This window comes from Streptomyces sp. NPDC046915 (assembly GCF_040644935.1).
Classification (GTDB): Bacteria; Actinomycetota; Actinomycetes; order Streptomycetales; family Streptomycetaceae; genus Streptomyces.
This window is the reverse complement of sequence record NZ_JBEYXB010000002.1, coordinates 338,194-360,101: the sequence shown is the minus strand read 5'-3', so window position 1 is coordinate 360,101 and position 21,908 is coordinate 338,194. Positions and strand designations below refer to the sequence as shown.

Annotated in this window: 24 protein-coding genes and 1 tRNA gene; 15 read left to right on the top strand and 10 right to left on the bottom strand. The window is 71.8% G+C overall.

From position 1 onward, the window contains the following. Nucleotides 1–42: 42 nt before the first annotated feature. Both ABZ915_RS06400 and ABZ915_RS06395 read left to right on the top strand, forming a co-directional pair. A tRNA-Arg gene (locus ABZ915_RS06400) sits at nt 43–115 on the top strand. A 233-nt stretch (nt 116–348) separates the two neighbouring features. Next, nucleotides 349–1,284, top strand: coding sequence for a PhzF family phenazine biosynthesis protein (locus ABZ915_RS06395; protein ID WP_361796740.1), 936 nt, complete (start codon nt 349–351; stop codon nt 1,282–1,284). Between the two features lie 39 nt (nt 1,285–1,323). Here the strand turns inward: ABZ915_RS06395 and ABZ915_RS06390 are convergent, their stop codons facing one another. Continuing rightward, nucleotides 1,324–1,815: a molybdopterin-dependent oxidoreductase gene (locus tag ABZ915_RS06390; RefSeq protein WP_361796738.1), complete on the bottom strand. Its 492-nt coding sequence runs from the start codon at nt 1,813–1,815 to the stop codon at nt 1,324–1,326. 179 nt (nt 1,816–1,994) lie between these two features. Here ABZ915_RS06390 and modA point away from each other — a divergent pair, with 179 nt between their 5' ends. The 4 genes from modA (at nt 1,995) to ABZ915_RS06370 (ending at nt 5,908) form a co-directional block, all read left to right on the top strand. Further along, nucleotides 1,995–2,831: a molybdate ABC transporter substrate-binding protein gene (gene modA, locus ABZ915_RS06385; RefSeq protein WP_361796735.1), complete on the top strand. Its 837-nt coding sequence runs from the start codon at nt 1,995–1,997 to the stop codon at nt 2,829–2,831. Beyond that, nucleotides 2,828–3,691: a molybdate ABC transporter permease subunit gene (modB, locus tag ABZ915_RS06380; RefSeq protein ID WP_361796732.1), complete on the top strand. Its 864-nt coding sequence runs from the start codon at nt 2,828–2,830 to the stop codon at nt 3,689–3,691. The genes modA and modB overlap by 4 nt, the downstream gene beginning before the upstream one ends. Then, nucleotides 3,688–4,815 (top strand): ABC transporter ATP-binding protein, encoded by a 1,128-nt coding sequence (locus ABZ915_RS06375; protein WP_361796729.1) that lies wholly within the window; start codon nt 3,688–3,690, stop codon nt 4,813–4,815. Before modB ends, ABZ915_RS06375 begins: the two co-directional genes overlap by 4 nt. A gap of 190 nt (nt 4,816–5,005) precedes the next feature. Next, nucleotides 5,006–5,908 (top strand): alpha/beta hydrolase, encoded by a 903-nt coding sequence (locus tag ABZ915_RS06370; RefSeq protein WP_361796726.1) that lies wholly within the window; start codon nt 5,006–5,008, stop codon nt 5,906–5,908. Between the two features lie 72 nt (nt 5,909–5,980). On the opposite strand, the gene ABZ915_RS06365 is transcribed toward ABZ915_RS06370, so the two are convergent. The 3 genes from ABZ915_RS06365 to ABZ915_RS06355 form a co-directional block, all read right to left on the bottom strand. Further along, nucleotides 5,981–6,256 (bottom strand): hypothetical protein, encoded by a 276-nt coding sequence (locus ABZ915_RS06365; RefSeq protein WP_361796724.1) that lies wholly within the window; start codon nt 6,254–6,256, stop codon nt 5,981–5,983. Between the two features lie 119 nt (nt 6,257–6,375). Then, nucleotides 6,376–6,642, bottom strand: a complete 267-nt coding sequence (locus ABZ915_RS06360) for a hypothetical protein (RefSeq protein WP_361796721.1) — start codon at nt 6,640–6,642, stop codon at nt 6,376–6,378. A gap of 199 nt (nt 6,643–6,841) precedes the next feature. Next, complete coding sequence (locus tag ABZ915_RS06355) at nt 6,842–7,111, bottom strand: hypothetical protein (protein ID WP_361796718.1); 270 nt, start codon at nt 7,109–7,111, stop codon at nt 6,842–6,844. 272 nt (nt 7,112–7,383) lie between these two features. Between ABZ915_RS06355 and ABZ915_RS06350 the strand changes: the two genes are divergently transcribed. After that, nucleotides 7,384–7,647, top strand: a complete 264-nt coding sequence (locus ABZ915_RS06350) for a chaplin (RefSeq protein ID WP_361796715.1) — start codon at nt 7,384–7,386, stop codon at nt 7,645–7,647. A gap of 75 nt (nt 7,648–7,722) precedes the next feature. Here ABZ915_RS06350 and ABZ915_RS06345 read toward each other — a convergent pair whose 3' ends face one another. The 5 genes from ABZ915_RS06345 to ABZ915_RS06325 all read right to left on the bottom strand — a co-directional run bounded on the left by ABZ915_RS06345 (nt 7,723) and on the right by ABZ915_RS06325 (nt 10,739). Then, the gene (locus ABZ915_RS06345) at nt 7,723–8,589 is read right to left on the bottom strand and encodes a tyrosinase family protein (RefSeq protein ID WP_361796712.1); all 867 of its coding nucleotides are present in this window, start codon (nt 8,587–8,589) and stop codon (nt 7,723–7,725) included. Next, nucleotides 8,573–9,052 (bottom strand): tyrosinase family oxidase copper chaperone, encoded by a 480-nt coding sequence (locus tag ABZ915_RS06340; RefSeq protein WP_361796709.1) that lies wholly within the window; start codon nt 9,050–9,052, stop codon nt 8,573–8,575. The genes ABZ915_RS06345 and ABZ915_RS06340 overlap by 17 nt, the downstream gene beginning before the upstream one ends. Before the next feature lie 181 nt (nt 9,053–9,233). Continuing rightward, nucleotides 9,234–9,539, bottom strand: a complete 306-nt coding sequence (locus ABZ915_RS06335; RefSeq protein WP_361796706.1) for a hypothetical protein — start codon at nt 9,537–9,539, stop codon at nt 9,234–9,236. Between the two features lie 165 nt (nt 9,540–9,704). After that, a complete protein-coding gene (locus ABZ915_RS06330; RefSeq protein ID WP_361796703.1) occupies nt 9,705–10,334 on the bottom strand; it encodes a hypothetical protein in 630 nt (209 codons plus the stop codon). 165 nt (nt 10,335–10,499) lie between these two features. Further along, nucleotides 10,500–10,739: a chaplin gene (locus tag ABZ915_RS06325; RefSeq protein WP_361796700.1), complete on the bottom strand. Its 240-nt coding sequence runs from the start codon at nt 10,737–10,739 to the stop codon at nt 10,500–10,502. Between the two features lie 264 nt (nt 10,740–11,003). Between ABZ915_RS06325 and ABZ915_RS06320 the strand changes: the two genes are divergently transcribed. The 8 genes from ABZ915_RS06320 to ABZ915_RS06285 are packed head-to-tail and all read left to right on the top strand — an operon-like array spanning nt 11,004 to nt 20,463. Beyond that, nucleotides 11,004–12,098: a DUF3344 domain-containing protein gene (locus tag ABZ915_RS06320; RefSeq protein WP_361796697.1), complete on the top strand. Its 1,095-nt coding sequence runs from the start codon at nt 11,004–11,006 to the stop codon at nt 12,096–12,098. 50 nt (nt 12,099–12,148) lie between these two features. Then, nucleotides 12,149–13,387, top strand: a complete 1,239-nt coding sequence (locus ABZ915_RS06315; protein WP_361796694.1) for a glycosyltransferase family 4 protein — start codon at nt 12,149–12,151, stop codon at nt 13,385–13,387. Then, entirely contained in the window at nt 13,384–14,808 is a 1,425-nt protein-coding gene (locus tag ABZ915_RS06310) for an exopolysaccharide biosynthesis polyprenyl glycosylphosphotransferase (protein WP_361796691.1), read from the top strand. Before ABZ915_RS06315 ends, ABZ915_RS06310 begins: the two co-directional genes overlap by 4 nt. 3 nt (nt 14,809–14,811) lie before the next feature. Continuing rightward, complete coding sequence (locus ABZ915_RS06305; protein WP_361796689.1) at nt 14,812–16,149, top strand: O-antigen ligase family protein; 1,338 nt, start codon at nt 14,812–14,814, stop codon at nt 16,147–16,149. After that, nucleotides 16,146–17,837: a lipid II flippase MurJ gene (locus ABZ915_RS06300; RefSeq protein ID WP_361796686.1), complete on the top strand. Its 1,692-nt coding sequence runs from the start codon at nt 16,146–16,148 to the stop codon at nt 17,835–17,837. Before ABZ915_RS06305 ends, ABZ915_RS06300 begins: the two co-directional genes overlap by 4 nt. Further along, nucleotides 17,821–18,585, top strand: coding sequence for a polysaccharide deacetylase family protein (locus tag ABZ915_RS06295; protein ID WP_361796683.1), 765 nt, complete (start codon nt 17,821–17,823; stop codon nt 18,583–18,585). Before ABZ915_RS06300 ends, ABZ915_RS06295 begins: the two co-directional genes overlap by 17 nt. Nucleotide 18,586: 1 nt before the next feature. After that, entirely contained in the window at nt 18,587–19,783 is a 1,197-nt protein-coding gene (locus tag ABZ915_RS06290; protein WP_361796680.1) for a glycosyltransferase, read from the top strand. Then, nucleotides 19,780–20,463: a lipopolysaccharide biosynthesis protein gene (locus ABZ915_RS06285; RefSeq protein ID WP_361796677.1), complete on the top strand. Its 684-nt coding sequence runs from the start codon at nt 19,780–19,782 to the stop codon at nt 20,461–20,463. The genes ABZ915_RS06290 and ABZ915_RS06285 overlap by 4 nt, the downstream gene beginning before the upstream one ends. A gap of 41 nt (nt 20,464–20,504) precedes the next feature. On the opposite strand, the gene ABZ915_RS06280 is transcribed toward ABZ915_RS06285, so the two are convergent. Beyond that, entirely contained in the window at nt 20,505–21,788 is a 1,284-nt protein-coding gene (locus ABZ915_RS06280; protein WP_361796674.1) for a glycosyl hydrolase, read from the bottom strand. Nucleotides 21,789–21,908 lie beyond the last annotated feature (120 nt).

Here is a 21,908-nt window from a genome sequence, read left to right as displayed (position 1 = left end):
AGCAACAGGGACATGGAACCGCGAGCCCTATCCTTGTCCCCGGCCCCCGTAGCTCAGTGGATAGAGCAGGCGCCTTCTAAGCGCTTGGCCGCAGGTTCGAGTCCTGCCGGGGGCGCCCATGTGCCGCCCTCCTCCGGGAGGGCGTTTTTGCTGGTCAGAGCGGGTGATGCTCGACACACGAACCAGCCCCGGAAGCCCTGCCGACGATCAAGGGCGGACCCCGTTGCCGTCCCGCTGTCACCGGGTCTTCGCGGCAGGCCGCGTCGAACACGTGTCGAAGTTCCGGGCCGGAGGCCGGCTGACGGTTCTCGGCCAGCGCCCGCTTTCCTCACCCGGAGGGGACCGCCCATGCCGGAACATCGATCTCCGGTCGACCATGTGCCGTTCGCCCTGGTCGACGTCTTCGCCGACACGCCGCTGACCGGCAATCCGTTGGCCGTCGTCGACGTGCGCCACCTCGACGACGCCCCGCCCGTCGCGTGGATGCGGAAGGCGGCACGCGAGTTCAACCAGGCCGAGACCACGTTCGTCGTACGCCCGAAAGCCGCGGCGGGAGGGGATGTCGCGGCCCGGCTGCGTTCCTTCACCGCGGGCGGAACCGAGGTCTTCGGGGCCGGCCACAACGCGTTGGGAGCATGGTGGTGGCTCTTCGAGACCGGCCGCGTGACCCGGCCGGAGGACGGCGGCCGCGTCACGCAGCAGATCGGCGACCGGGAATCGGACGTCCTCGTCCTCGGTGACGCCCTCGGGATGGTGCAGGAGCTGGCACGCTTCGACCGGGAGGCGGAGCCGGAGGCCGTGGCCGACGCCCTGGGGCTTCGCATGGAGGACCTCGACCTCTCCCTGACCCCGCGGAGCGTCGACACCGGCGCCGGCCACCTCCTCGTCGCGGTCGCGGACACCGCCGCGCTCACACGATGCGCGCCCGAGAAAGCCGCGCTGGTCCGGGTGGCGCGCACGTGCCACGCGCAGGGTGTCTACGCGGTGGCCATCGGCGACGAACGCCCCGTGGCCCAGGTGTCGGCGCGGTTCTTCAACCCCGGCTCCGGACTCGACGAGGACCCGGCCACCGGAAGCGCGGCCGGTCCCCTGTGCGCCTGCCTGGACCGCCTCGGACTGCTCGGCACCTCCAAGCGGCTGGCCATCGCCCAGGGCGAGTCCATGGCACGGCCCAGCGTCATCGACGTCCATCTCGACCACGGTTCCCGGCCGGTGGTCACGGGCCGCTGCGCCATCTCCGTCGATGGCCGGTTGAGCACGGGTCCGATGCCGCGAGGCGAGTGATCCGCCGCCCCACCCGCGGCCCGGGACAACCCGGAGCTGTCACCAGGATCCACTCGTCGCGGGGTAGCCGCCGTCCACCCGTATGGCCTCGATACCGCTGATGTGCCTGGCCCCGCAGCGGTCCTGGGGCAGGACCAGTTGGGGACCGGCGTGGTCGAGCGGGGTGTCGTCGATGGTGGCGGCGAGGAGAACGGGCGCGCGGCCGAAGTCGGGGTCGATCTCCGCCCAGGACAGCAGGGCGTGATGGCCGTCCGCGCCGCGTACGGCGATCAGGAAGCGCAGTCGGTCCTTGCGGCGGGCGGGGTCGAAGACCGGACCGGCGGCCGCCAGGACGTCGTGCAGGAGCGGGCCGGTGAAGGTGTGGCGCTGGACGCCGCTGGTGGCGCATTCGAAGCTGACCCGCGTCCGGTGCTGGGGCCAGGCGAGCAGCGCGGCCACCGTCAGACGGGCCGGCCGGGCCAGGTCACCGGTGAGGACGACTTCCGCCGCCGGAACGGCGGCCGTACCAGCGGCTGCGAGGGACTGACTCACGGGCTACCACCTCCCGGATGACCGTACCCGCCGCCATGTGTCGTACAAACGCATATACCAGCCTCACGGATCAGCAGCCCTGCTCATGCGATGAGACGGCGGATTTTCGCCTCGCATCTGCGGCATTATCATCGGCATTCGCGAGACAGAGCGCGAGAAACAGAGGGAGTGGACCCGTGATGACCCGTTCCGCGCGTCGGACCCGCCGGACCCTGCAAGTGGCCGGTGCGGCATCCGCCGCGCTGCTGGCCCTGAGTGCCTGCTCCTCCTCCGACGATTCCTCGTCCGACACGTCAGACAAGTCAGACTCCTCGGCTTCGGCGTCCTCGTCGGACAAGTTGTCCGGCACGGTGACCGTGTTCGCCGCCGCCTCGCTGAAGGAGAGCTTCACAACGCTGGGCAAGGAGTTCGAGAAGGAGCACCCGGGCGCGAAGGTCACCTTCAGCTTCGGCGGCAGCGACTCCCTGGCCGCGAGCATCACCGGCGGCGCCCCGGCCGACGTGTTCGCCTCCGCCAGCCCCAAGACCATGGCGATCGTGACCGGGAAGAAGGACAACGCCACCGAGCCGGTCACCTTCGTGCGCAACCAGCTGGAGATCGCCGCTCTGCCGGGCAACCCGGACAAGGTCTCCTCCCTGAAGGACCTCACGAAGTCCGGTCTGAAGGTCGTACTGTGCGACAAGGCGGTGCCGTGCGGCGCCGCCGCGCAGAAGGCGCTGGAGGCCAGCAAGCTCAAGCTCACCCCGGTCTCCTACGAGCAGGACGTCAAGGCCGCCCTGAACAAGGTGGTGCTGAAGGAAGCCGACGCGGCGGTCGTCTACAAGACGGACGTGCACGCGGCGGGTGACAAGGTGGAGGGCGTGGAGTTCCCCGAGTCGGCCAAGGCCATCAACGACTACCCCATCGCCCTGCTGAAGGGCTCGAAGAACGCCGAGACCGCCAAGGCGTTCATGGCGCTCGTTCGGTCCGCCGAGGGCCAGAAGGTCCTGACCGAGGCCGGGTTCCTCAAGCCGTGACCTCCCCGCACGACACGTCCGATGCCGTGGCCGACACCCTGACGGGCGGGCCACGGCGCGGGCGTGTCCGCAGCGGTGCCGGACGAGGCGTGCCGCTGCCGCTGCTCGTTCCCGCGCTGGTGGGGCTCGCGTTCCTGGTGCTGCCGCTGATCGCCCTGCTGATCCGTACGCCCTGGCACAGCCTGCCGGACCTGCTGACCAGCACGGAGGTGTGGCAGGCGCTCCAGCTGTCCCTGGTGTGCGCCACGGCCGCGACGGCCGTGAGCCTGGTGGTCGGGGTGCCGCTGGCCTGGCTGCTGGCCCGCGTCGAGTTCCCCGGACGCGGGCTCGTACGGGCCCTGGTCACGCTGCCTCTGGTGCTGCCCCCGGTGGTCGGCGGTGTGGCGCTGCTGATGGCGCTCGGCCGCAACGGGGTCGTGGGGAAGTGGCTGGACGCCTGGTTCGGCATCACGCTGCCGTTCACCACGGCCGGCGTCGTGGTGGCCGAGGCGTTCGTGGCGATGCCGTTCCTCGTCATCAGCGTGGAGGGCACGCTGCGCGCGGCCGACCCGCGCTACGAGGAGGCCGCGACCACCCTGGGCGCCTCCCGCTTCACCGCGTTCCGCCGGGTCACGCTGCCGCTCATCGCCCCCGGCGTCGCCGCCGGTGCCGTACTGGCCTGGGCCCGAGCGCTCGGCGAGTTCGGCGCGACCATCACCTTCGCCGGCAATTTTCCGGGCCGTACGCAGACCATGCCGCTCGCCGTCTACCTGGCCCTCCAGAGCGACCCGGAGTCCGCGATCGCCCTCAGCCTGGTGCTGCTCGCCGTGTCGATCGCGGTCCTCGCGGGACTGCGTGACCGCTGGATGACCGCCTCATGAAGGACGCGGAGATGACCGGCACGGAGAAGACCCACGCTGAGAAGGCGACCGCGCGTCCTGCCACGGGGAGTTCCGCTCCGGCCGCGGAAGGGCTGGACGCCCGGCTGGTGGTCGAACGCGGCGCCTTCCGTCTCGACGTCGCCCTCACGGCCGCCCCCGGTGACGTCGTCGCCCTGCTCGGTCCCAACGGCGCCGGCAAGACCACCGCCCTGCGCGCCCTCGCCGGTCTCGTTCCCCTCACGGACGGCCACCTGCGGCTCGACGGCGCCCCGCTGGACCGTACGCCGCCCGAGTCCCGCCCGGTCGGCGTGGTCTTCCAGGACTACCTGCTGTTCCCGCACCTCACCGCCCTGGACAACGTCGCGTTCGGCCCGCGCTGCCACGGCGCCGGCAAGGCGGAGGCCCGCGCCCAGGCGGCCGAGTGGCTGGACCGCATGGGCCTCGCCGCCCACGCCGGCGCCAAGCCCCGCCGCCTCTCCGGCGGCCAGGCCCAGCGCGTCGCCCTGGCCCGCGCCCTGGCCACCCGTCCCCGGCTGCTGCTCCTCGACGAGCCCCTCGCCGCGCTCGACGCGCGCACCCGCCTCGACGTCCGCGCCCAGCTCCGCCGTCATCTGGCCGAGTTCGAGGCCGTCGCCGTGCTCGTCACCCACGACCCGCTGGACGCCATGGTGCTGGCCGACCGGCTGGTCGTCGTCGAGGAGGGCCGCATCGTCCAGGAGGGCACGCCGTCCGACATCGCCCGCCACCCGCGCACGGACTACATCGCCCACCTCGTCGGCCTGAACCTCTACCGGGGGCGGGCCGACGGTCACGCGGTGCACGTCGACGCGGGGCCGGTGATCACGACCACGGAGGACCTCGCGGGGCCGGTCTTCGTCGCGTTCCCGCCGAGCGCGGTCACCCTGCACCGCGAGCGCCCCACCGCTTCCAGCGCCCGCAATCTCTGGCAGTGCGAGGTCGCCGGTCTGGAGACCCACGGCGACCAGATCCGCGCCGATCTCAGCGGCGAACTCCCGCTCGCCGCCGATCTGACGACGGTGGCCGCGGCCGAACTGGGGCTCCACCCGGGGGCCGTGGTGTGGGCGACGGTCAAGGCCGCCCAGACGCACGCCTACCCTGCCTGAGCCGGTCGCCCGGCTTGAGTGGCCGATCATATTGTCCAATAAAAATCAACACTTCAGCCAAATGGAACGGAGTTATCGATATGCCCAAGTAAAGCCTTATCGGCCACAAATGGGTGATTACATCAATTTGGTGAGATTTCTGGTAACTATGGGATGGTCCGCCGTCGTTCCTTCTCTCCCGGAGCCAGCCATGATCACTGCCGTCACGTCGGAGCAGGTGGAGGAGCGGAGCCTCGCTTTCGAGGGTTTCGCGTACGAATGCCGCATCGTCCATCAGAGAGCCCCGGTGACGGAGCCGTTGGTACTGCTCGGAGGCTCGTCCCAGAACAGATATTCATGGCAGGGGCACGAGAAGTGGCTGGCGCCGCTGTGCACGCTGATCACCGTGGACCTGCCCGGTTACGGCGACTCGGATTTCCTGCCCGCGCGATACGACATCGACTTCCTCGCCGGCGCGCTCAGGCACATGCTGGTCGAGACCGGGATTCCGCGGGTGAATCTCTTCGGCGGCTGCTTCGGTGAAGTCGTCGGCCTCCGCTTCGCGCAGTTGTATCCCGAGTTCATCAGCCGCATCGTCTTCTGCGGCGCGGCGATGCGCCTCCCGGAGATCTACGCCGACGCCGTACCGCGGCTGTCGCGGGCGCTCGAGCGCGGCGACATCACCGGAGCCGCCGAGGGGCTCGTACGGATGTTCATGTCGAACCCCGGTGCCGGCCGGGTCCGCAAGCACGCGGCCGTGGCGCGCCTTCTCCACCGGCAGTTCATGAGCCAGACCCCGGACGAACTCAAGAAGGCCGTGGAGCACAACGCCAGGCTGATGACGCACGGCTGCTACCAGCCGCTGCCCGTGCCCCGCGTGCCGTCCCTGGTGTTCACGGGCGAGTACGACAGCCTGTGCACCCCCGAGATGGGCCGCGAGGTCGCCGCGACGATGCCCATGGCGCGGTTCACGACCGTCAAGGAGGCCGACCACCTGGTCACCCTGGAGCGCATGGAGGAGGCCTCGGACCTGATCGGCCGGTTCTGCACCGACCGCCCCGTCGACGACCTGCCGTACTGCAACGCCGTCGAGGCGCTCCACGCCGGCGTGTGATCCGCCCCGCGCACACGGAGAATGGCCGGGACCCGGTGTCGGGTCCCGGCCATTGTCCGCAGGGCGTCGGAACTACTTCTTGCCGCTCAGAGTGACGGTGCTGACGCAGTTGACCTCGCCCGTCGAGGAGGGGCAGGTCTGCGTCGAATCGTTCACGACATGAACGTTTCCCTGCTTGTCAGTGGTGACGGTGTACTCGCTCACCTGCACGCAGCGGACGTGGCCGTTGCCGTCGTCAGCACACCTGCTGGGGCCGTCGGCACCGAAGGACTGAGCGGCTCCGACACCGATCAGGGCGAAGCTCCCCAGGATCCCCGCCACCGCTGCGATCTTCTTCGACTTGAGCATCTACCTTTTCCTTAGCTGGACCGGTACGCGAGTACTGGACCGGTACACGAGCCAGGCAGGCCCGGGCCCGGACACACGGGTCCGAGCCACGGAGCCTGCCTAGATCAGCCGATCAGTGATCACTTGCCGAGGCCGAGACCCTGGGTGCAGGTCAGCGACTTGGTCTCGCGGTTGTCCTGGTTGGCCAGGCCGAGAAGGGCGAGGTTGACGTTGACGTCGTCGATGTTGATGAGCCCCTGCGTCGACGTGTTCTGCTCGCACGACTGGTTCTGCTTGTTGTCGAGCTTGAACGCCGCGTCGTCACCGGCCTGGCTGACGCCGGCCCCCAGCATGCTGACGCTGCCGATCATGGCTGCGACGACTGCGGCCTTCTGGTACTTGCGCATTACCTCTCCGTTTCTCGTGTCGACACGGTCCGTGTTGGACCGGCCACGTTCGGTGATTAACATAAGGGACACTTGAGGATCTTTGGCAGATGAAACGCCGAATAACGTAAGTTTCTCGAAAAAGGCATTCGCAGACGGACTCGGGGCTCGAACACATGGGGTTCGAGCCCCGAGACGCGCTAGATCACCTGACGGATGATCACTTGATGCCGAAGGCCTGGCTGCAGGCGAGCGACTCGACCTCGCGGTTGTCCTGGGTGGCGAGACCCAGCAGGGCACCCACGTTGACGTTGACGTCGTCAACGTTCACGAGGCCCTGGGTGCTGTCGTTCTGCGAGCAGGCCTGGTTCTGCTTGTTGTCGAGCCGGAACTTGCCGTCGTCGTCGTGGGCCTGGCTGATACCGGCACCCAGGAAGCTGACGCTGCCGAGCATGGCCATGACGACTGCGGCCTTCTGGTACTTGCGCATTACCTCTCCGTTTCTCGTGTCGACACAGTCCGTGTTGGACCGGCCACTGACAGTCACCAACGTAAAGGATCTGTGCGGCTTTTGAAGGATGAAACGCCGAATTGCGTAAGTTTCTTGAAAAGGCTGTTTGTGACACCGCGGCGCGCCGCGGCCCGGCACCGGGAGGGTGATCCGGGGCGGCTCGCCGTGACTCGTCCGGCGCCACCGCGTTGAGCGGGAAGTGCGGCCGCGCGTCCTGCTGCCGCACTTACCAAGTCACTAAGGAGAACGTGATGTCTCGCATCATGAAGGCGGCTACCGTCGCCCTCGGTACCGGCGCGGTGGCCCTCGGCGGGGCGGGCCTCGCCATGGCGAACGCCGGGGCCGAGGGTGCGGCGGTCGGCTCGCCCGGCGTGGCGTCCGGCAATGTCGTCGAGGTGCCGGTCCACGTGCCGGTCAACCTGTGCGGAAACACCGTCAGCGTCATCGGTGCTCTCAACCCGGCCGCCGGGGACGTCTGCGAGAACGGCCGCACGGTGACCGGCTACGGCCACTGACCCGCCTCTGACGTCCTGTTGCGAGAGCCCCGGCGCCGTCCAGCGCCGGGGCTCTCCCCGTGGGTCCGCGTCACCTCACGCGTACCGGTAGATCCGGCCCACGTCCTGAAGCTCGTCGGGTGTCACGTCCCACGGCGGCAGCTTCTGGTGCCGGGCCACGATCCGGTCGTGTTGCGCGTCCCCGGGGCCCGGCGGCGTCGCGGGGAGGTAGCGGGCGCCGGGGTGCCGGCGCTGCCAGCGGTACCACTGGAGGTCGATGAAGGCGTGATGCAGCCAGAAGACGGGGTCGTTGACGGAGGCGCCGCCGAGCATCGCCCCGCCGACCCAGCGGTGCACGAGGTTGTGATTGCGCCAGGAGACGCTGTCCTGGCCGGTGTTCCAGCCCTCCAGCCGGTTGCGGAAACCCCGCGTGACCGTCGAGTCCCAGGGCGCGGCGTCGTAGTCGGGCTCCCGCAGCGCCCACTCCAGGTCGTTCTTCGTGGGCAGTTCGAGCGGATCGCGGGCGCGGCCGAGGTCCCGGGTGAGGAACTCCCCTTCGGTCACACCCTCCTTGATGGTCCAGTGGCCCTCGCGATAGGCGAACGGACCGGTCGCCACCCGGCGGTCGGAGCCGCGTCCGTCGCCGCCGAGGAGGTCCGCCGTCCAGGGCACGGACGTGCTCGTGCGGTCCCGGGTCCAGTCCCAGTACGGCACGGTCACCGAGGAGTCCACGCGGCGCAGCGCCGTCTCCAGGTCGAGCAGGAACCGGCGGTGCCAGGGCAGGAAGGAGGGCGCCATGTGCGCGGTGCGCAGTCCCTCCTCGCCGTCGGTGGGGAAGTACGCGATGTGGGTCCGCACGAACTCGTCGTACTGGCCCCGCCGTTTGACCTCCAGCAGCGCGTTGACGAACCGGCGCTTCTCGGTCGCCGTGAGCGTGCCGGCGTCCTTACGCACGTACGTCATGACGGTCCCCCATGTGCGAGTGTCCCGCGTCCACCGGTCCCGGAGCCAGGTCGCGCAGCCGCTCATCGGGGCCGAGTTCGTCGACCGCGGCGCGGGCGGCCTCGAGCGGTGTCCGGTAGGGCCGGTAGTGGTCGACCATGCTGAGCCAGGTGCCGTCGGCCCGGCGCATCAGATGCAGCGGACGGCCGTCCACGGTGACGTCCCAGTGGCCGTCTCCGGCCGGGCCGTCGGCGGGGGTCCACGTACCGTGGATGCTGCGGCCGCGGTAGGTCTCCGCGAAGCCGGTGCCGTCCGCGGTCCTCCCGGAGGCGGTTTCCCGGCGTGAAGGCCACTCGGCGACGACCACCGGGGCCAGCGCGGTGATGAGTGCGCAGGCGAACAGCCCGCGCGTCGCGTCCCGACGTGTGCTGCCCGCTGTTCCGTCCCCGGTGTCGGGGGGTGCTCCACCGTTGCTGACGACCATGTCCACTCCTCGTACGGTTCGGGTCCGTACCCGTAACCGCCGAACACCCCGAGCGGTCACCGCCGCTCGGCCAGGACAGTGATCACCGATGGCCGTCCCGGTGATCATCTGACCGTACACACGGAGGGACGGCCCTCGAACTGAACCGAGGGCCGTCCCTCCGTACGGCGTGGCTTCGGAGCTACAGCGACAGACCGCCGTGCAGCGGCTTGGCGTCGTGCAGCGCGGACGTGGCGTCCTTCGTCGAGTGGTGCAGCGGCCGGGATTCGTTCAGCGCGTTCGCGGCACCCTTCACCGACTCGATCAGCCCTTCCCTCTTCCCGGATGCGAGGTCCGACTGGTGCAGCGGCACGTCGAGGGGGAGCTTGGTGTTCACGGTGCCGCTGAAGCCGGTGGTCGCCACGTCCTCGGCGGCGAACGCGGGCCCGGCGACACTGGCGGCGATCAGGGATCCGGCAAGGACGGCGGCAGCCTTCAGGGACTTCATCGTGTTCCTTTCTTCGGCAACGCGGGTTGCCGGACGTGACTCTCTGTCGCCGTGCCTAACGAGCCCTGACCGGTGCGGAAACCGGAGGCGCCGAAGATTGCGAGTCCTCATATGAGATTGCCGAGGGGCTGGACCTCACACTCCGGCGCGACGCTCGCGCCCCGCTCAGGAGGCCGGCGCCTGCACCGGCGCCGGCAGCGTGACCACGGGGGGCGTGACGGCGGGCACCGTGACGGCGGGGAGCGTGTCGGCCGGCTCCAGTGCCTCCGGCGTCGACGCGGCGGGCGTCGGCAGCGCGCCGTCGATCAGTGCGCCGGTGAGCAGGTCGATGAGGTCGCCCAGCAGGCCGCTGAGCGAGGGAAGCACCTGGTCGGTGCCACCGGTGAGCGACTCCAGGAGGTCGTCCAGGGCCTTCTCCAGATCGTCCAGCAGGTCGGCGGGGGCGGCGGCGCGCCGCGCGGACGCCCTCGGCTCCGCCTTGGCGACCACCTTGGCCAGCGCGCGCTTCGCCGGGTCGCCGAGCCTTCTGGCCTCGGCGGCGGACAGCCGGCCGTGGTCCGCCTTGAGCACGGCGTTCAGCAGGTCGGTGACCGGGGTGACCTCGCTGCCGAAGGCGTTGAGTTTCCTGACCTGCGCGAGGAGCGCGTGCGCGCTCAGGCGCGGCGCGTCGGGCGACACCGCGTGGCCGCGTTCGCGGGCCGGGTCGGCTGCCATGGCGGCCGGCCCGGTGATCCCGACCAGAAGGGCGGCGCACAGGGTGCTGGACGCGATACGCCGTGCGGGCAGAGCGCGCATGGGAGTTCCTCTCGATGGGCGTCGGATCCTGAGCCCACCGTGTAAGCGCCCGCGACCTCCTGCAACCGCTCCTAGGTCTTTAGGGGGAACGACGCGGGAACGACGCCGGCCGCCCTCCGCGGAGGAACTCCGGGAGGGCGGCCGCCAAAGGGATGGTCGCTGACGTCAGCGCTCGACGCAGTAGTTGCCCAGCGACGGGTTCAGGAACCCGGCGCCGTCGATGGTGTTGCCGCAGACGATGACCGGCACGTGGACCGGGGCCTCGATGACGTCGCCCGACAGCACACCCGGGGAGTTGGCGGCTGCACCGCTCGCGGTGCTGTTGGCGGCGGCGACACCGGCACCGCCGGCGATGGCCGCGACAGCGGCGGAGGTCAGGACCAGGCCCTTGGCGATACGCGACATGGAGAAGTGCTCCTTGGAGTTGGCACAGTACATCCGGGCGGTGTGCCCGGCTCTGTGTTAACGCGCGACGCTATGGACGGTTGTGCGCCGATGGCGTGATTCTTTGGAGCCGTCTGGCTTCACGATTCCGACACACTTGTCGCGTTTCACCATACTTGTCCGGTTAGCGACTAGCGTGCGGATCTCCCGACGACCCCTCCGTGCGGGCACGCGCTTTCTGCCGCTGCTGCCATCGCCACCTGTTCCGAAAGGGCCACGACGGTCATGCCCCATTCCCTGGGTCCGCTGCTTCGCCGTGCGACGGTGGGCGTCCTCGCCCTTGCCGTGACGTGGGCGCCCGGCGGCTTCCCCGCCGCCGCGACGACCGCAAGGTTCGCAAAGGCCGCGAAGGCCGCACCCGAGGCGAGCAGCATCTCGTTCGCCCAGCGGTACCGCGCCCACCAGCACGGCGGCATCGTGCGCGCGGCCAACGCCTCCATCAGCTGCCGCACGGCGCCCTCGTGCTCCGACGCACAGGCGGGCGGGGGCGGGGTGAACGGCGACTTCGACATGTTCTACACCGACGTCGACGGCGACCCGAACACCTACAACTCCTCCCGCTCGGAGGTCCGCCTGCCCGCCGGCTCCCGAGTGACGTACGCGCGTCTGTACTGGGGCGGCAACCTGCGCGTGGGCGAGCAGAAGCCGCCGGAGGACAACGAGAAGGTACTGATCGCCGAGCCCGGCGGCGAGTACAAGCCGCTCCGCGCGGACACGGTCGTCGGACACCGCGCCGCCGACGGCGCGGAAGCCTTCCAGGCCTCGGCGGACGTGACGCAGCTGGTCCGGGACAGCGTGCCGGGCATGTACACCGTGGCCCAGGTCAACGTGGCGATGGGCAGGTCCGAGGCCGGGGCATGGGGAGGCTGGACGCTGGTCGTGGCGTACGAGAACCCGGCGGAGCCCCTGCGGGACCTCACGATCTGGGACGGCTTCGCTCGGCTGAAGTCCCGCGACGCGGAACTGCGGCTCCGGGACGCCAACTTCGCCGCCGGCGCGGGCGGTTACGCCGGCCTGGTGGCGTACAACGGCGACCGCGGCGTCACCGGCGACTCGCTCACCATGTCGACCGGCCACGACGGATCCGTCGATCTCACCGGCCCCGCCAACCCGCCGGACGACGTCCTGAACTCCACCATCGCCGACTGGGGGATCGCGCGCATTCCGGCGTACGCCAACAACCTCGGCTACGACTCCGACGTGTTCGACCTCGGAAGAGGCCTTCAGCAGGCCGGTGACCGGGTGGACCTGCGGCTCGTCTCCGACCGGGACACGGCCTGGGCCGGCGTTCTCTTCGCCGCCGTCGACGCCCAGCAGTGAATCCGTCGCCCCCTGTTCCGGGCGCTTTCGTGAGCGAGGAAGCCGCGCATATGCATCTGTCATCCACCAGCCGCCGGCCACGGGTCATGCACCTCACCCAACCGGTGGACGGCGGGGTCGCGCGCGTGGTGACCGACCTGGTCCGGGAACAACTGGGCGACGGCGCGGACGTCGTCGTCGCCTGCCCCGACAGCACGCTCACGGCGGAACTGCGGGCGCTCGGCGCGACCGTACGGCACTGGTCCGCGACCCGGTCGCCGGGTCCGACGCTCGTACGGGAGGTACGGCACCTGGCGCGGCTGATCGACGAGGTGCGCCCCGATCTGGTGCACGCCCACAGCGCGAAGGCCGGGCTCGCCGGGCGCCTCGCGGTGCGCGGGCGGATCCCGACGGTCTTCCAGCCGCACGCCTGGTCGTTCGAGGCGGTCGGCGGGATCACCGCGAACCTCGCACTCAAGTGGGAACGACGGGGCGCGCGTTGGGCCGCCCGCGTGGTCTGTGTGAGCGAGGCGGAGCGCGCCACCGGGGTGCGCGCCGGGATCACCGGCCGGTGGACCGTCGTCCCCAACGGCATCGATCCCGAACGCTTCCGCCCGGCCCCGGCCCAAGCCGTGCGGGCCGGCCTCGCCCCGCTCGCCGGCATCGACCCGGCGGCGCCGCTCGCGGTCTGCGTGGGCCGGCTGTGCCGGCAGAAGGGCCAGGACGTCCTGCTGCGGGCGTGGGACACCGTCGTACGACGGGTGCCCGACGCCCGCCTCGTCCTGGTCGGTGACGGACCGGACGGCGACCGGCTCCGCCAGGAAGCCCCCGCGTCCGTGGTGTTCACGGGCGCCGTCGCCGACACCTCGCCCTGGTACCAGGCCGCCGACCTCGTCGTCCTGCCCTCCCGCTGGGAGGGCATGGCGCTGGCCCCGCTGGAGGCGATGGCCTGCGGCCGGCCCGTGGTGGTGACGGACGTCGACGGCGCCCGCGAGAGCCTGCCGTCCTCCTTCGCCGCCCAGTGCCTGGTCCCCCCTCAGGACCCAGCGGTGCTGGCCGGGGCCGTCACGGAGCTGCTGCTCGACCCGCCGCTGCGCGAGTCGCTCGGCGACCGGGCCCGCCGGCACGTGCTGTCCACCCATGACGTGCGGCACACCGCCCAGGCGGTCGCGGACGTCTACCGCGACCTGCTCGGCACCTGGCCCGCCACCACAAGGGCGGGCCGGTCCCGGGCGTACGAGCGTGCCGAGGCGAACCAGACAAGACAGCGCGTCGCGCCCACCGAGCACAGGGAGTCGAACCACTCGTGACCGCCGAACGTACCGTCCCCTCCCCCGGCCTACCGCCCCGGGACCACCAGTCCTCACCCGTCTCGGTCATGCCGCCGCGCGGCACCGCCCCCGGCATCCGGCTGCCCGCCCCCCGGCCGCCGGCGCGCTCCGACTCGCCGGTGCCGCTCCTCGTCGCGGACGCCGTCGCCGCCCTGGCCGGCAGCCTGGCGCTCACCGAGACCCACCACCCGGTGGTCGTGGCCCTGCTGATCGTCGCGTCCCTGCTGCTGCGTCCGCGCGAGACCCGGCCACCGGTGCCGGCGCTGCTGGAGGAAGTGCCCGCCGTGTGGGGCCGCATCACGGTGGCCTGGCTGGCGCTCGCGGCGCTCGTGGCGGCCTACCAGCCGGAGCACGCCCTGTCCGTCCGCACCGTACTGACCGGCCTCGCCGTCCAGGCTGCGACGGGCTTCGCGCTGCGCGGCGCGGTGCACGGCCGGCGCCGCGCCGCACTGCTGCGCCACCCGCACACCGCGCTCCTCGTCGGCCCGGTGGCGGCCGCGCAGCGCGTGGCCGCCGCCGTGCTGCGTCACCCGCGCTGCGGTGTACGGCCGGTGGGGATCGTCGCCGGCCAGCCCGACGGCGCCGAGGGCCTGCCGGTGCTGACGACCCGTGAGGAGGTCAAGCGCGCGGTCATCCAGAACGGGGTGCGGGCGGTACTGGCCGTTCACCCTGCCGTGCGCACCGAACAGGGACCGCTGCTGGCGGCGCTGGCCGAGGCGGGCTGCGCCGTGTGGGAGGTCGATCCCGACTCCCCGTCGTACGGGACGAAGGAGCGGCTGGCCGGGTTCTCCTGCCGGCGTCTGGACATGTCTCAGGCCCGCCGCGAGGGCGTGGGCAAGCGGATGCTGGACATCCTCGTGTCGGGGACGCTGCTGCTGCTGGTCAGCCCGCTGCTGCTGGTGTGCGCGGTGAACCTGCGGATGCACGACGGGCCGGGCGTGGTGTTCCGGCAGGAGCGCATCGGCAAGAAGGGCAAGCCCTTCACGCTGCTGAAGTTCCGTACGCACCGTCCGGTCGACGCGCACGAGTCGGCGACCCGGTGGAGCGTGGCGAACGAGCACGAGATGCGCTGGTTCTGCCGTATGTTGCGGCGCACCTCGCTCGACGAGCTGCTCCAGCTGTGGAACGTCCTGCGCGGCGACATGAGCCTGGTCGGCCCGCGCCCCGAGCGCCCCTACTTCGTCTCGCAGTTCGGCCAGACCTACCCCGGTTACGCCGCCCGGCACCGGATGCGGGTCGGCATCACCGGCCTCGCCCAGATCCACGGGCTGCGCGGCGACACCTCCATCGAGGACCGCAGCCGCTTCGACAACGCCTACATCGACAACTGGTCGCTGTGGCAGGACATCTGCATCCTGCTGCGCACCGCGGTCGCCCTGGTGCGTCCGACGGGGAGCTGACACGTGAGTCATGCCCTGACACCGCTCCCGCGCCGGGCCGCAGCGCTGGCACCGGTCTCGCCCGCGGTGGCTGTGATGGTCCTGCTGGCCCTGCCGGTGACGCCGGGCGGCGCGGAACCCGCCGACGTCGTCTCCGGGCTGATGGTGGTGTACTGCGTGATCCGTCTCCTGCGCGACCGGCGGCGCCCGCTGACACCCGCTGCGGCCATGGTGCTGGGCCTGCCGGTGGTGGGGCTCACGCTGGCCGCCATGGGGGCCTCCTCGCCGACGGCCGGGCTCACCGGCCTCGGCCGGTACCTCCAGGTCTTCGTGCTCGTCCCCGCGGCCGTGCTGCTGCTGATCCGTGACCGCGCCGACTTCGAGGTGCTGGCCTGGTCGTTCGTGGGGCTCGCGCTGTGGCAGGGGGCCATCGGCGTGCACCAGTACGTCACCCGGACCGGCGCCTCCTACCAGGGCGCCGACATCCGGGCGGTCGGCACCTTCGGGGCGCAGGACGTGATGGGCATGGCGTCGGCGGTCTCCCTCGGCCTGGTGTGCGCGACCGGGATCGCGCTGAGCCGGACGTCCGTGCGCCGACGGGCCATGGCCGCCGTCTGCGCGCTGGCGCTGCTGCCGCCGCTCGCCGTCTCGTTCAGCCGGGGCGCCTGGATCGCGACCGCCGTGACGTGCGCCGTGCAGCTGGTGCTGACCGGCCTGCGGCGCGCGCTGCGGGTGGCCGCGGCCGTGGCCGCCGCGGGGGTGATCCTGGTGGGCGGGTTCGGCGTCGGTACGGCGCTGCTCCAGCAGCGGATCGACAGCATCGCGCAGGTCACCGACGCCCCCGACCAGTCCGTCGTCGACCGGTACACGCTGTGGGCGTCCGCCACCGGCATGTGGCGCCAGCACCCACTGACCGGTGTCGGGCTGAAGGGCTTTCCCGAGTACCGGGACGGGCACGCCACCCTGGCCCTGTCGTCGGGCGCCGAGATCGCCGGAGCCGGAGTGACGTACCGCAGGCAGGCACTGCTGTCGCCGCACAACATGTACCTGCTGGTGCTCAGCGAGCAGGGCCTGATCGGGCTGCTGACGCTCGCCGGGGGCTGGCTGGCGCTGCTGGTGCGCGGGCTGCGCAGACACCACCGCGACCGCGGACCGGGAGGCGACTGCGCCCTCGTCGCCTGCGGACTGCTGATCTGGCTGCTGACCGACTTCATGTACGGGGACATCGGCGGCCCCTCGACCGTGCTGACCGGCATGTGCCTCGGGCTCGCCGCGTGGTGGGCGCTGACCGGTGAGAAACAAGTGGACGCCCTGCCGCGGGCCGGGGTGCGCCAGCGCGTCGAGGAGGCCCTGGCACGATGACGGTGAGGCCCACGCACACCCCCGGATCCGCAGCCGACGGCGCGACCCTGCCCACGGCGCGTACCGCCACCGTGACCGGGGACGGCACCGACCCGACCTCGGCCCCGGCCTCCCGGAAGTTCCTCGCCAGAGCCGCGCTCGTCACGGCGTCGCTGTCCATCGTCGGCTCCCTGCTGGGCCTGGTGCGCGACCAGTCACTGGCGCGGCTGTTCGGCGCCGGCAGCGACACGGACGCCTTCCTGGTCGCGTGGACCGTGCCGGAGTTCGCCGCCACGCTGCTCATCGAGGACGGGCTGGCGCTGGTGCTGATCCCGGCGTTCAGCATGGCGCTGTCCCGCCGCGCCCGGGGCGGGCCGGGCGACCCGGTCCGCGCCCTGGTCGTCTCCACGCTGCCCCGGCTGTGCCTCGCCTTCGCCGCGGTGGCCGCGGTGATCGCCGGCGCGGCACCCTACCTGGTCCAGGCCCTGGCGCCCGGCCTGCCCGACCCCCGGCTCGCCGCCGACTGCACCCGGCTCACGTCGACCTGCGTGCTGACCTTCGGGCTCGCCGGCTACTGCAGCGCCGCCCTGCGGGCACACCGCCGGTTCCTCGCGCCCGCGGCGATCTACATCGTCTACAACGCCGGCATCGTCGCCGCGATGTTCCTGCTCGGCGCCAGCTGGGGCGTGCGCTCCGCGGCCGTCGGGGTCGCGGCGGGCGGCTGCCTGATGGTGCTGGTGCAAATTCCCTCGCTGTGCCGGCAGCTGACGTCGCGCCGGGGAACGCCTCGCGGGACCGGGACCGCCGTCGAGGAGCGGCCGGTGCAGCTCCCCGTGGTCGCCTCCGTACTCCTCTTCGCCCTGTGCCGCCAGTCGCAGGTCCTCGTCGAACGCTTCCTCGGCTCCACCCTGCCCGCCGGGGCCATCTCGCACCTGAACTACGCGCAGAAGGTCGCCCAGATCCCGATGACGCTGTCGCTGATGGTGTGCACCGTCACCTTCCCGGTGGTGGCGCGGGCGCTCGCGGACGGCGACACCGAACGGGCCCGCAGCCGCGTGGAGCGGGATCTGGCGGTGGCCTCCGGTCTGGTGCTGCTGGGCATGTGCGCGGTCATCGCCTGCGCCCCGCAGATGATCCAGCTGCTCTTCCAGCGGGGCGCGTTCACCGCGCAGGACACCGCGGCCACGGCCGACGTGATGCGCGTGTACTCCTTCGGCCTGCTGGGCCAGACCCTGGTCGGCGCGCTGACCCGCTCCTACTTCTCGGCAGGCCGGCCCACCTGGTACCCCGTCGGCGCGATGGCCGCGGGCATCGCCGTGACGTCCTGGATCGGCGCCGCGACCGTGGGCGCCTGGGGCGTGGGCGGGATCGCCGCCGCCAACGCCATCGGCATCACCTTCACGGCCGGCGTGATGCTCGCCGGCCTGCGCACGGGCCGGCAGGACAACCCCCACGGCGTCTCCATCCGCATCCGGCAGGTACTGGCCGAGCTGAGCAGGCCGGTGCGCGCGGCGATCGTCGCCACCGTCGCCGGGGCCTTCGTCGCGAGCCGGCCGGAGTCCCCGGTGACGGGCCTCGTGGCCGGCTGCCTGACCGTGACCGTCGTCTTCCTCCCGCTCACCCTGGCCCTGGGTGCCCAGGGCCAGGCATCCGCACTGCACTCCGTACGCACCGTCACACGAAGGCTCACACATGGCCTCTTCCGTTGATTCCGTCGAGACCGGCAGACTTCCGGCCCCGCGCCCCGGTCCCGTCCCCTGGGTGGCGATGTACCACTCGGTGGGCGACTGCTCGGACGACCCGTACCGCATCACGGTCACGCCCAGGCGGCTCGAGCGGCAGCTGGCGTGGCTGCGCAGGCGCGGGCTGCGGGGCGTGTCCGTGGCCGAGCTGCTCGCCGCCCGCGCGCGCGGGGAGGGGCGGGGGCTGGTCGGGCTCACCTTCGACGACGGGTACGCCGACTTCGTCAGCGACGCCCTGCCCCTGCTGCGCCGCTGGGGCTGCGGCGCCACCCTCTTCGTCCTGCCCGGACGGCTCGGCGGCAACAACGCCTGGGATCCGCTCGGCCCGCGCAAACCGCTGCTGACCGCGGACGGCATCCGGCGCGCCGCCGCCGAGGGCGTGGAGATCGGCTCGCACGGGCTGACGCATGTCGACCTCACCAAGGCGGACGACCTCACCCTCAAGACCGAGGTCACCGAAAGCCGGGCCCGGATCGCGGAGTTGACCGGCGCCCGCGTCGACGGCTTCTGCTACCCGTACGGCACGATCGACGCCCGCGCCGTCGAAGCCGTACGGGCGGCGGGATACGCCTACGCCTGCGCCATCGACCCCGGCCCGCTGACCGGCCCGCACGCCCTGCCGCGCGTGCACGTCGGCCAGAACGACACGACCTGGCGCCTGCACCTCAAGCACCGTCTGCACCGGCTGCGCCGACGCCCGGTGGAGGGCCTCTGAGATGAGGGCTCTGCACATCATCACCGGGCTCGGCGCCGGCGGGGCCGAGCAGCAACTGCGCCTGCTGGTGCGCCACCTGCCCGTCGACTGCGACGTCGTGACGCTCACCAACCCCGGCGCGGTCGCCGACGGCCTCACCGCGGACGGCGTCCGTGTCGCGCACCTCGGCATGGCCGGCAACCGCGACCTGGCCGCGCTCCCGCGCCTGGTCCGGCTGATCCGCTCCGGCGGCTACGACCTGGTGCACACGCACCTGTACCGGGCCTGCGTCTACGGCCGGCTCGCCGCGCGCCTCGCCGGGGTCCGCGCGGTGGTCGCCACCGAGCACTCCCTGGGCGACTCGCAGATGGAGGGCCGCAGGCTGACCGCGGGGGTGCGCGCGCTGTACCTCGCCAGCGAACGCCTCGGCTCGGCGACGGTCGCCGTCTCCCCGACGGTGGCCGACCGGCTGAGGCGCTGGGGCGTGCCCGCGCCCCGCATCGAGGTCGTCCCGAACGGCATCGACCTGGACCGCTTCCGCTTCGACCAGGAGCGGCGCGAGCTCACCCGCCGGCGCCTCGGCCTGCCCGAGGACGCGTTCGTCGTCGGCGGGATCGGCCGGCTCGCCAAGGGCAAGCGGTTCGACGTCCTCGTACGGGCGCTCACCCGGCTGCCGGACGACCACTGGCTGCTGCTCGTGGGCGGCGGTCCCGAGGAGCACGTCCTGCGCCGCACGGCACACGAGGCCGGCGTGGCCGACCGCGTCCTGCTCACCGGCGAGCGCCCCTACGTGCCGGACGGCTCCGCCGGCCCCGATCTGCCCTCGCTCACCGCCGCGATGGACCTGCTCGCGTCCCCGTCCGCGGACGAGGCCTTCGGCCTGGCGGTCGTGGAGGCGCTGGCCGCCGGCCTGCCCGTGCTCTACGCCGCCTGCCCGGCGATCGAGGACCTGCCGCCGCGGGCCACCGCCGGCGCCCGGCGGGTGCGCGGCGGCCCCGGCGCGTACGCCCGCGCGATCGCCGAGGTCCGGGCGGCGGGCCCCCGTCCACGCGCGGTCCCGGAGGCCGCGCACCGCTACAGCATCACCCGCAGCGCGGACCGCCTCATGGACGTGTACGCGGCAGCGGTCTCCAGTTCGGCGTCGTCTTCGTCGTCTTCGTCGTCTTCGTCGTCTTCGTCGTCTTCGTCCCTCTCACCTCTGGGAGCCAGCCCCTCATGACCGACACTCCCACCCGTCAGCGCCGCCTGTCCCTGGCCATGGCCAGGGTCACGAAGCTGCCGTCCTGGTCCCTGCTCGCGGCCGGCACCCTCGTCGGCGGCCTGGCCGGCGGCGCGTACGGCATGCTGACACCTCCGACGTACACGGCCACCAGCTATGTCGTCGCCGTAGCGACCGAGAAGTCCGACCCGAGCTCCGCCCTGGGCTTCGCGCAGGCGTACGGCCGGGTCGCCACACAGCTCACGGTGCTGGCCGACGTGCAGGTGACGACGGGCGTGCCGGTGCGCACGCTGCAACGGAACGTGCAGGCGGCGACCTCACCGGACGCTCCGATGGTCGCGGTGTCGGCCACCTCCTCGCGCCCGGCCCTCGCCTCCGAGATGGCCAACGCCGTCTCCCGCGCGCTGGCCCGGCAGGCGAACACCGCCAAGAAGAGCACCCACGTCCAGCTCGTGCAGTTCGCGAAGGCGGGCAATCCGATCGAGCCGACATCCGCTTCGTCGGCGGTGACCACCCTGGTGGGCGCGAGCGCGGGCGGGCTGCTGTGCGGCCTGGCCCTGCTGGCGCGGCCGAGGCGGCCCCGCCAGGACGACGACCCCGTCCCTGCCGCCGCCTCGGTGCCCGCCCCGGCCACCGCCGCCGACGTGCCGGGCAAGCAGGGCAAGCGGGGCAAGCGGTGACCATGGTGTACCCGAGCGGACGCGGGGCGCCGGTGGGTCCGCTAGCGGGTGCGCGGCCACCAGTGGACGCAGACCTTGCCGCCGAGCCACTCCTCCACCCAGCTGCCCAGGTTCAGCTTCGAGCAGTCCTCGGGGGCCGGCGGCGCCGTGGGCGTCGGCTTCGGGGTCGGCTTCGGGACCGGTGCGGGAGTCGGGGTGGGGGCCGGGACCGCCCCGTCGTCGCGGCCGAAGAGGTAGGCCCGGTAGACGTCGGCCGACTTCGGGTTGGCCCGACACTGGAACACCCCGTGCGGGCAGTAGTCGGTCAGCGTGTTGTAGAGCGGTTTGTGCTCGTCCATCCACGCGAGCATGCGCCGCATGTACTCGGCGTTGTCGCCGTTGCGGAAAAGCCCCCATTCGGGGTAGGAGATGAGTTTTCCGTGGGCCTTGGCGAAATCCACCTGCGCCTGGAGTCCGTACGGCTCTTTCACCTGCTCGTCGAACGACTCTCCGGTCGGCTGGTCGTAGGAGTCCATTCCGATGATGTCGACCGTGTCGTCCCCCGGATAACACCGCGTCCAGGGAACGGAGTCCTGGCCGCGGCTCGGCGCGTAGTCGAACCGGAACTTCTGGCCCGGCACCGACCGCATGGTGGTGACGATCCGTCTCCAGTACGTCTTCCAGGCCTCCGGGTCGGGCCCGCACCGATGGGTGTACGTGACGCCGTTCATCTCCCAGCCCAGCACGAGAACCGTGTCCGGCACCTTCAGCCGGACCAGCCGCTCGGCGAGGGCACGGAAGTGGTGGTCGAACTCCCCTGCCGCGCCTCGCCGCAGCAGCCCCCGCACGTCGGAGTCGGAGACACCCTCCTCGTTGCGCTCCTGGAGGGGGACGTTGAGGACGAGCATCCGGTCGGTCTTCTCGTTGCGCCACCGCGCCCACGCGTCGAGGAAATCGAGGTCGCCCTCGATCTCGCTCCAGTTGTTGCCGGGCAGATAGGTGTGTCCGACACGGAGCTCGGCACCGCCCAGCCAGTGGCTGAGCTGCGGAATACGGGCCACGCCGTCGGCTTCGGAGCTGAGGAAGGCCCCGAACGCCGTCCCGAGCCCCTGGAGCGACGGTGGCGTCACCGCGGGCGGCTTCGGCACCGCCGGGACCGCCGGCGGGGTCACGGCCGGTGGTCTGACCGTGGGTGCGGGAACGGCCGGGACGGTCACCGCGGGCCTCGGCGGGGGCGGCACCTCCGCCCACGCCGCGTGACCGGAGGCCAGCGCCGTGGACACGACGACCGCCGCCGCGCCCACGGCCAGTCGGCCGATCCGGGCCCGCTCGTGCTGTGGGGCCATGCCTGCACCTTCTTCGCTCTCGTCCGACTTTCTGCCGTGGCTCGCATTATTGACGCACTGTCATATGAAGTCAGGCACAGGAAAGCCAATGGTGCCACCGCCATTGCGGCTTTCGAGTAC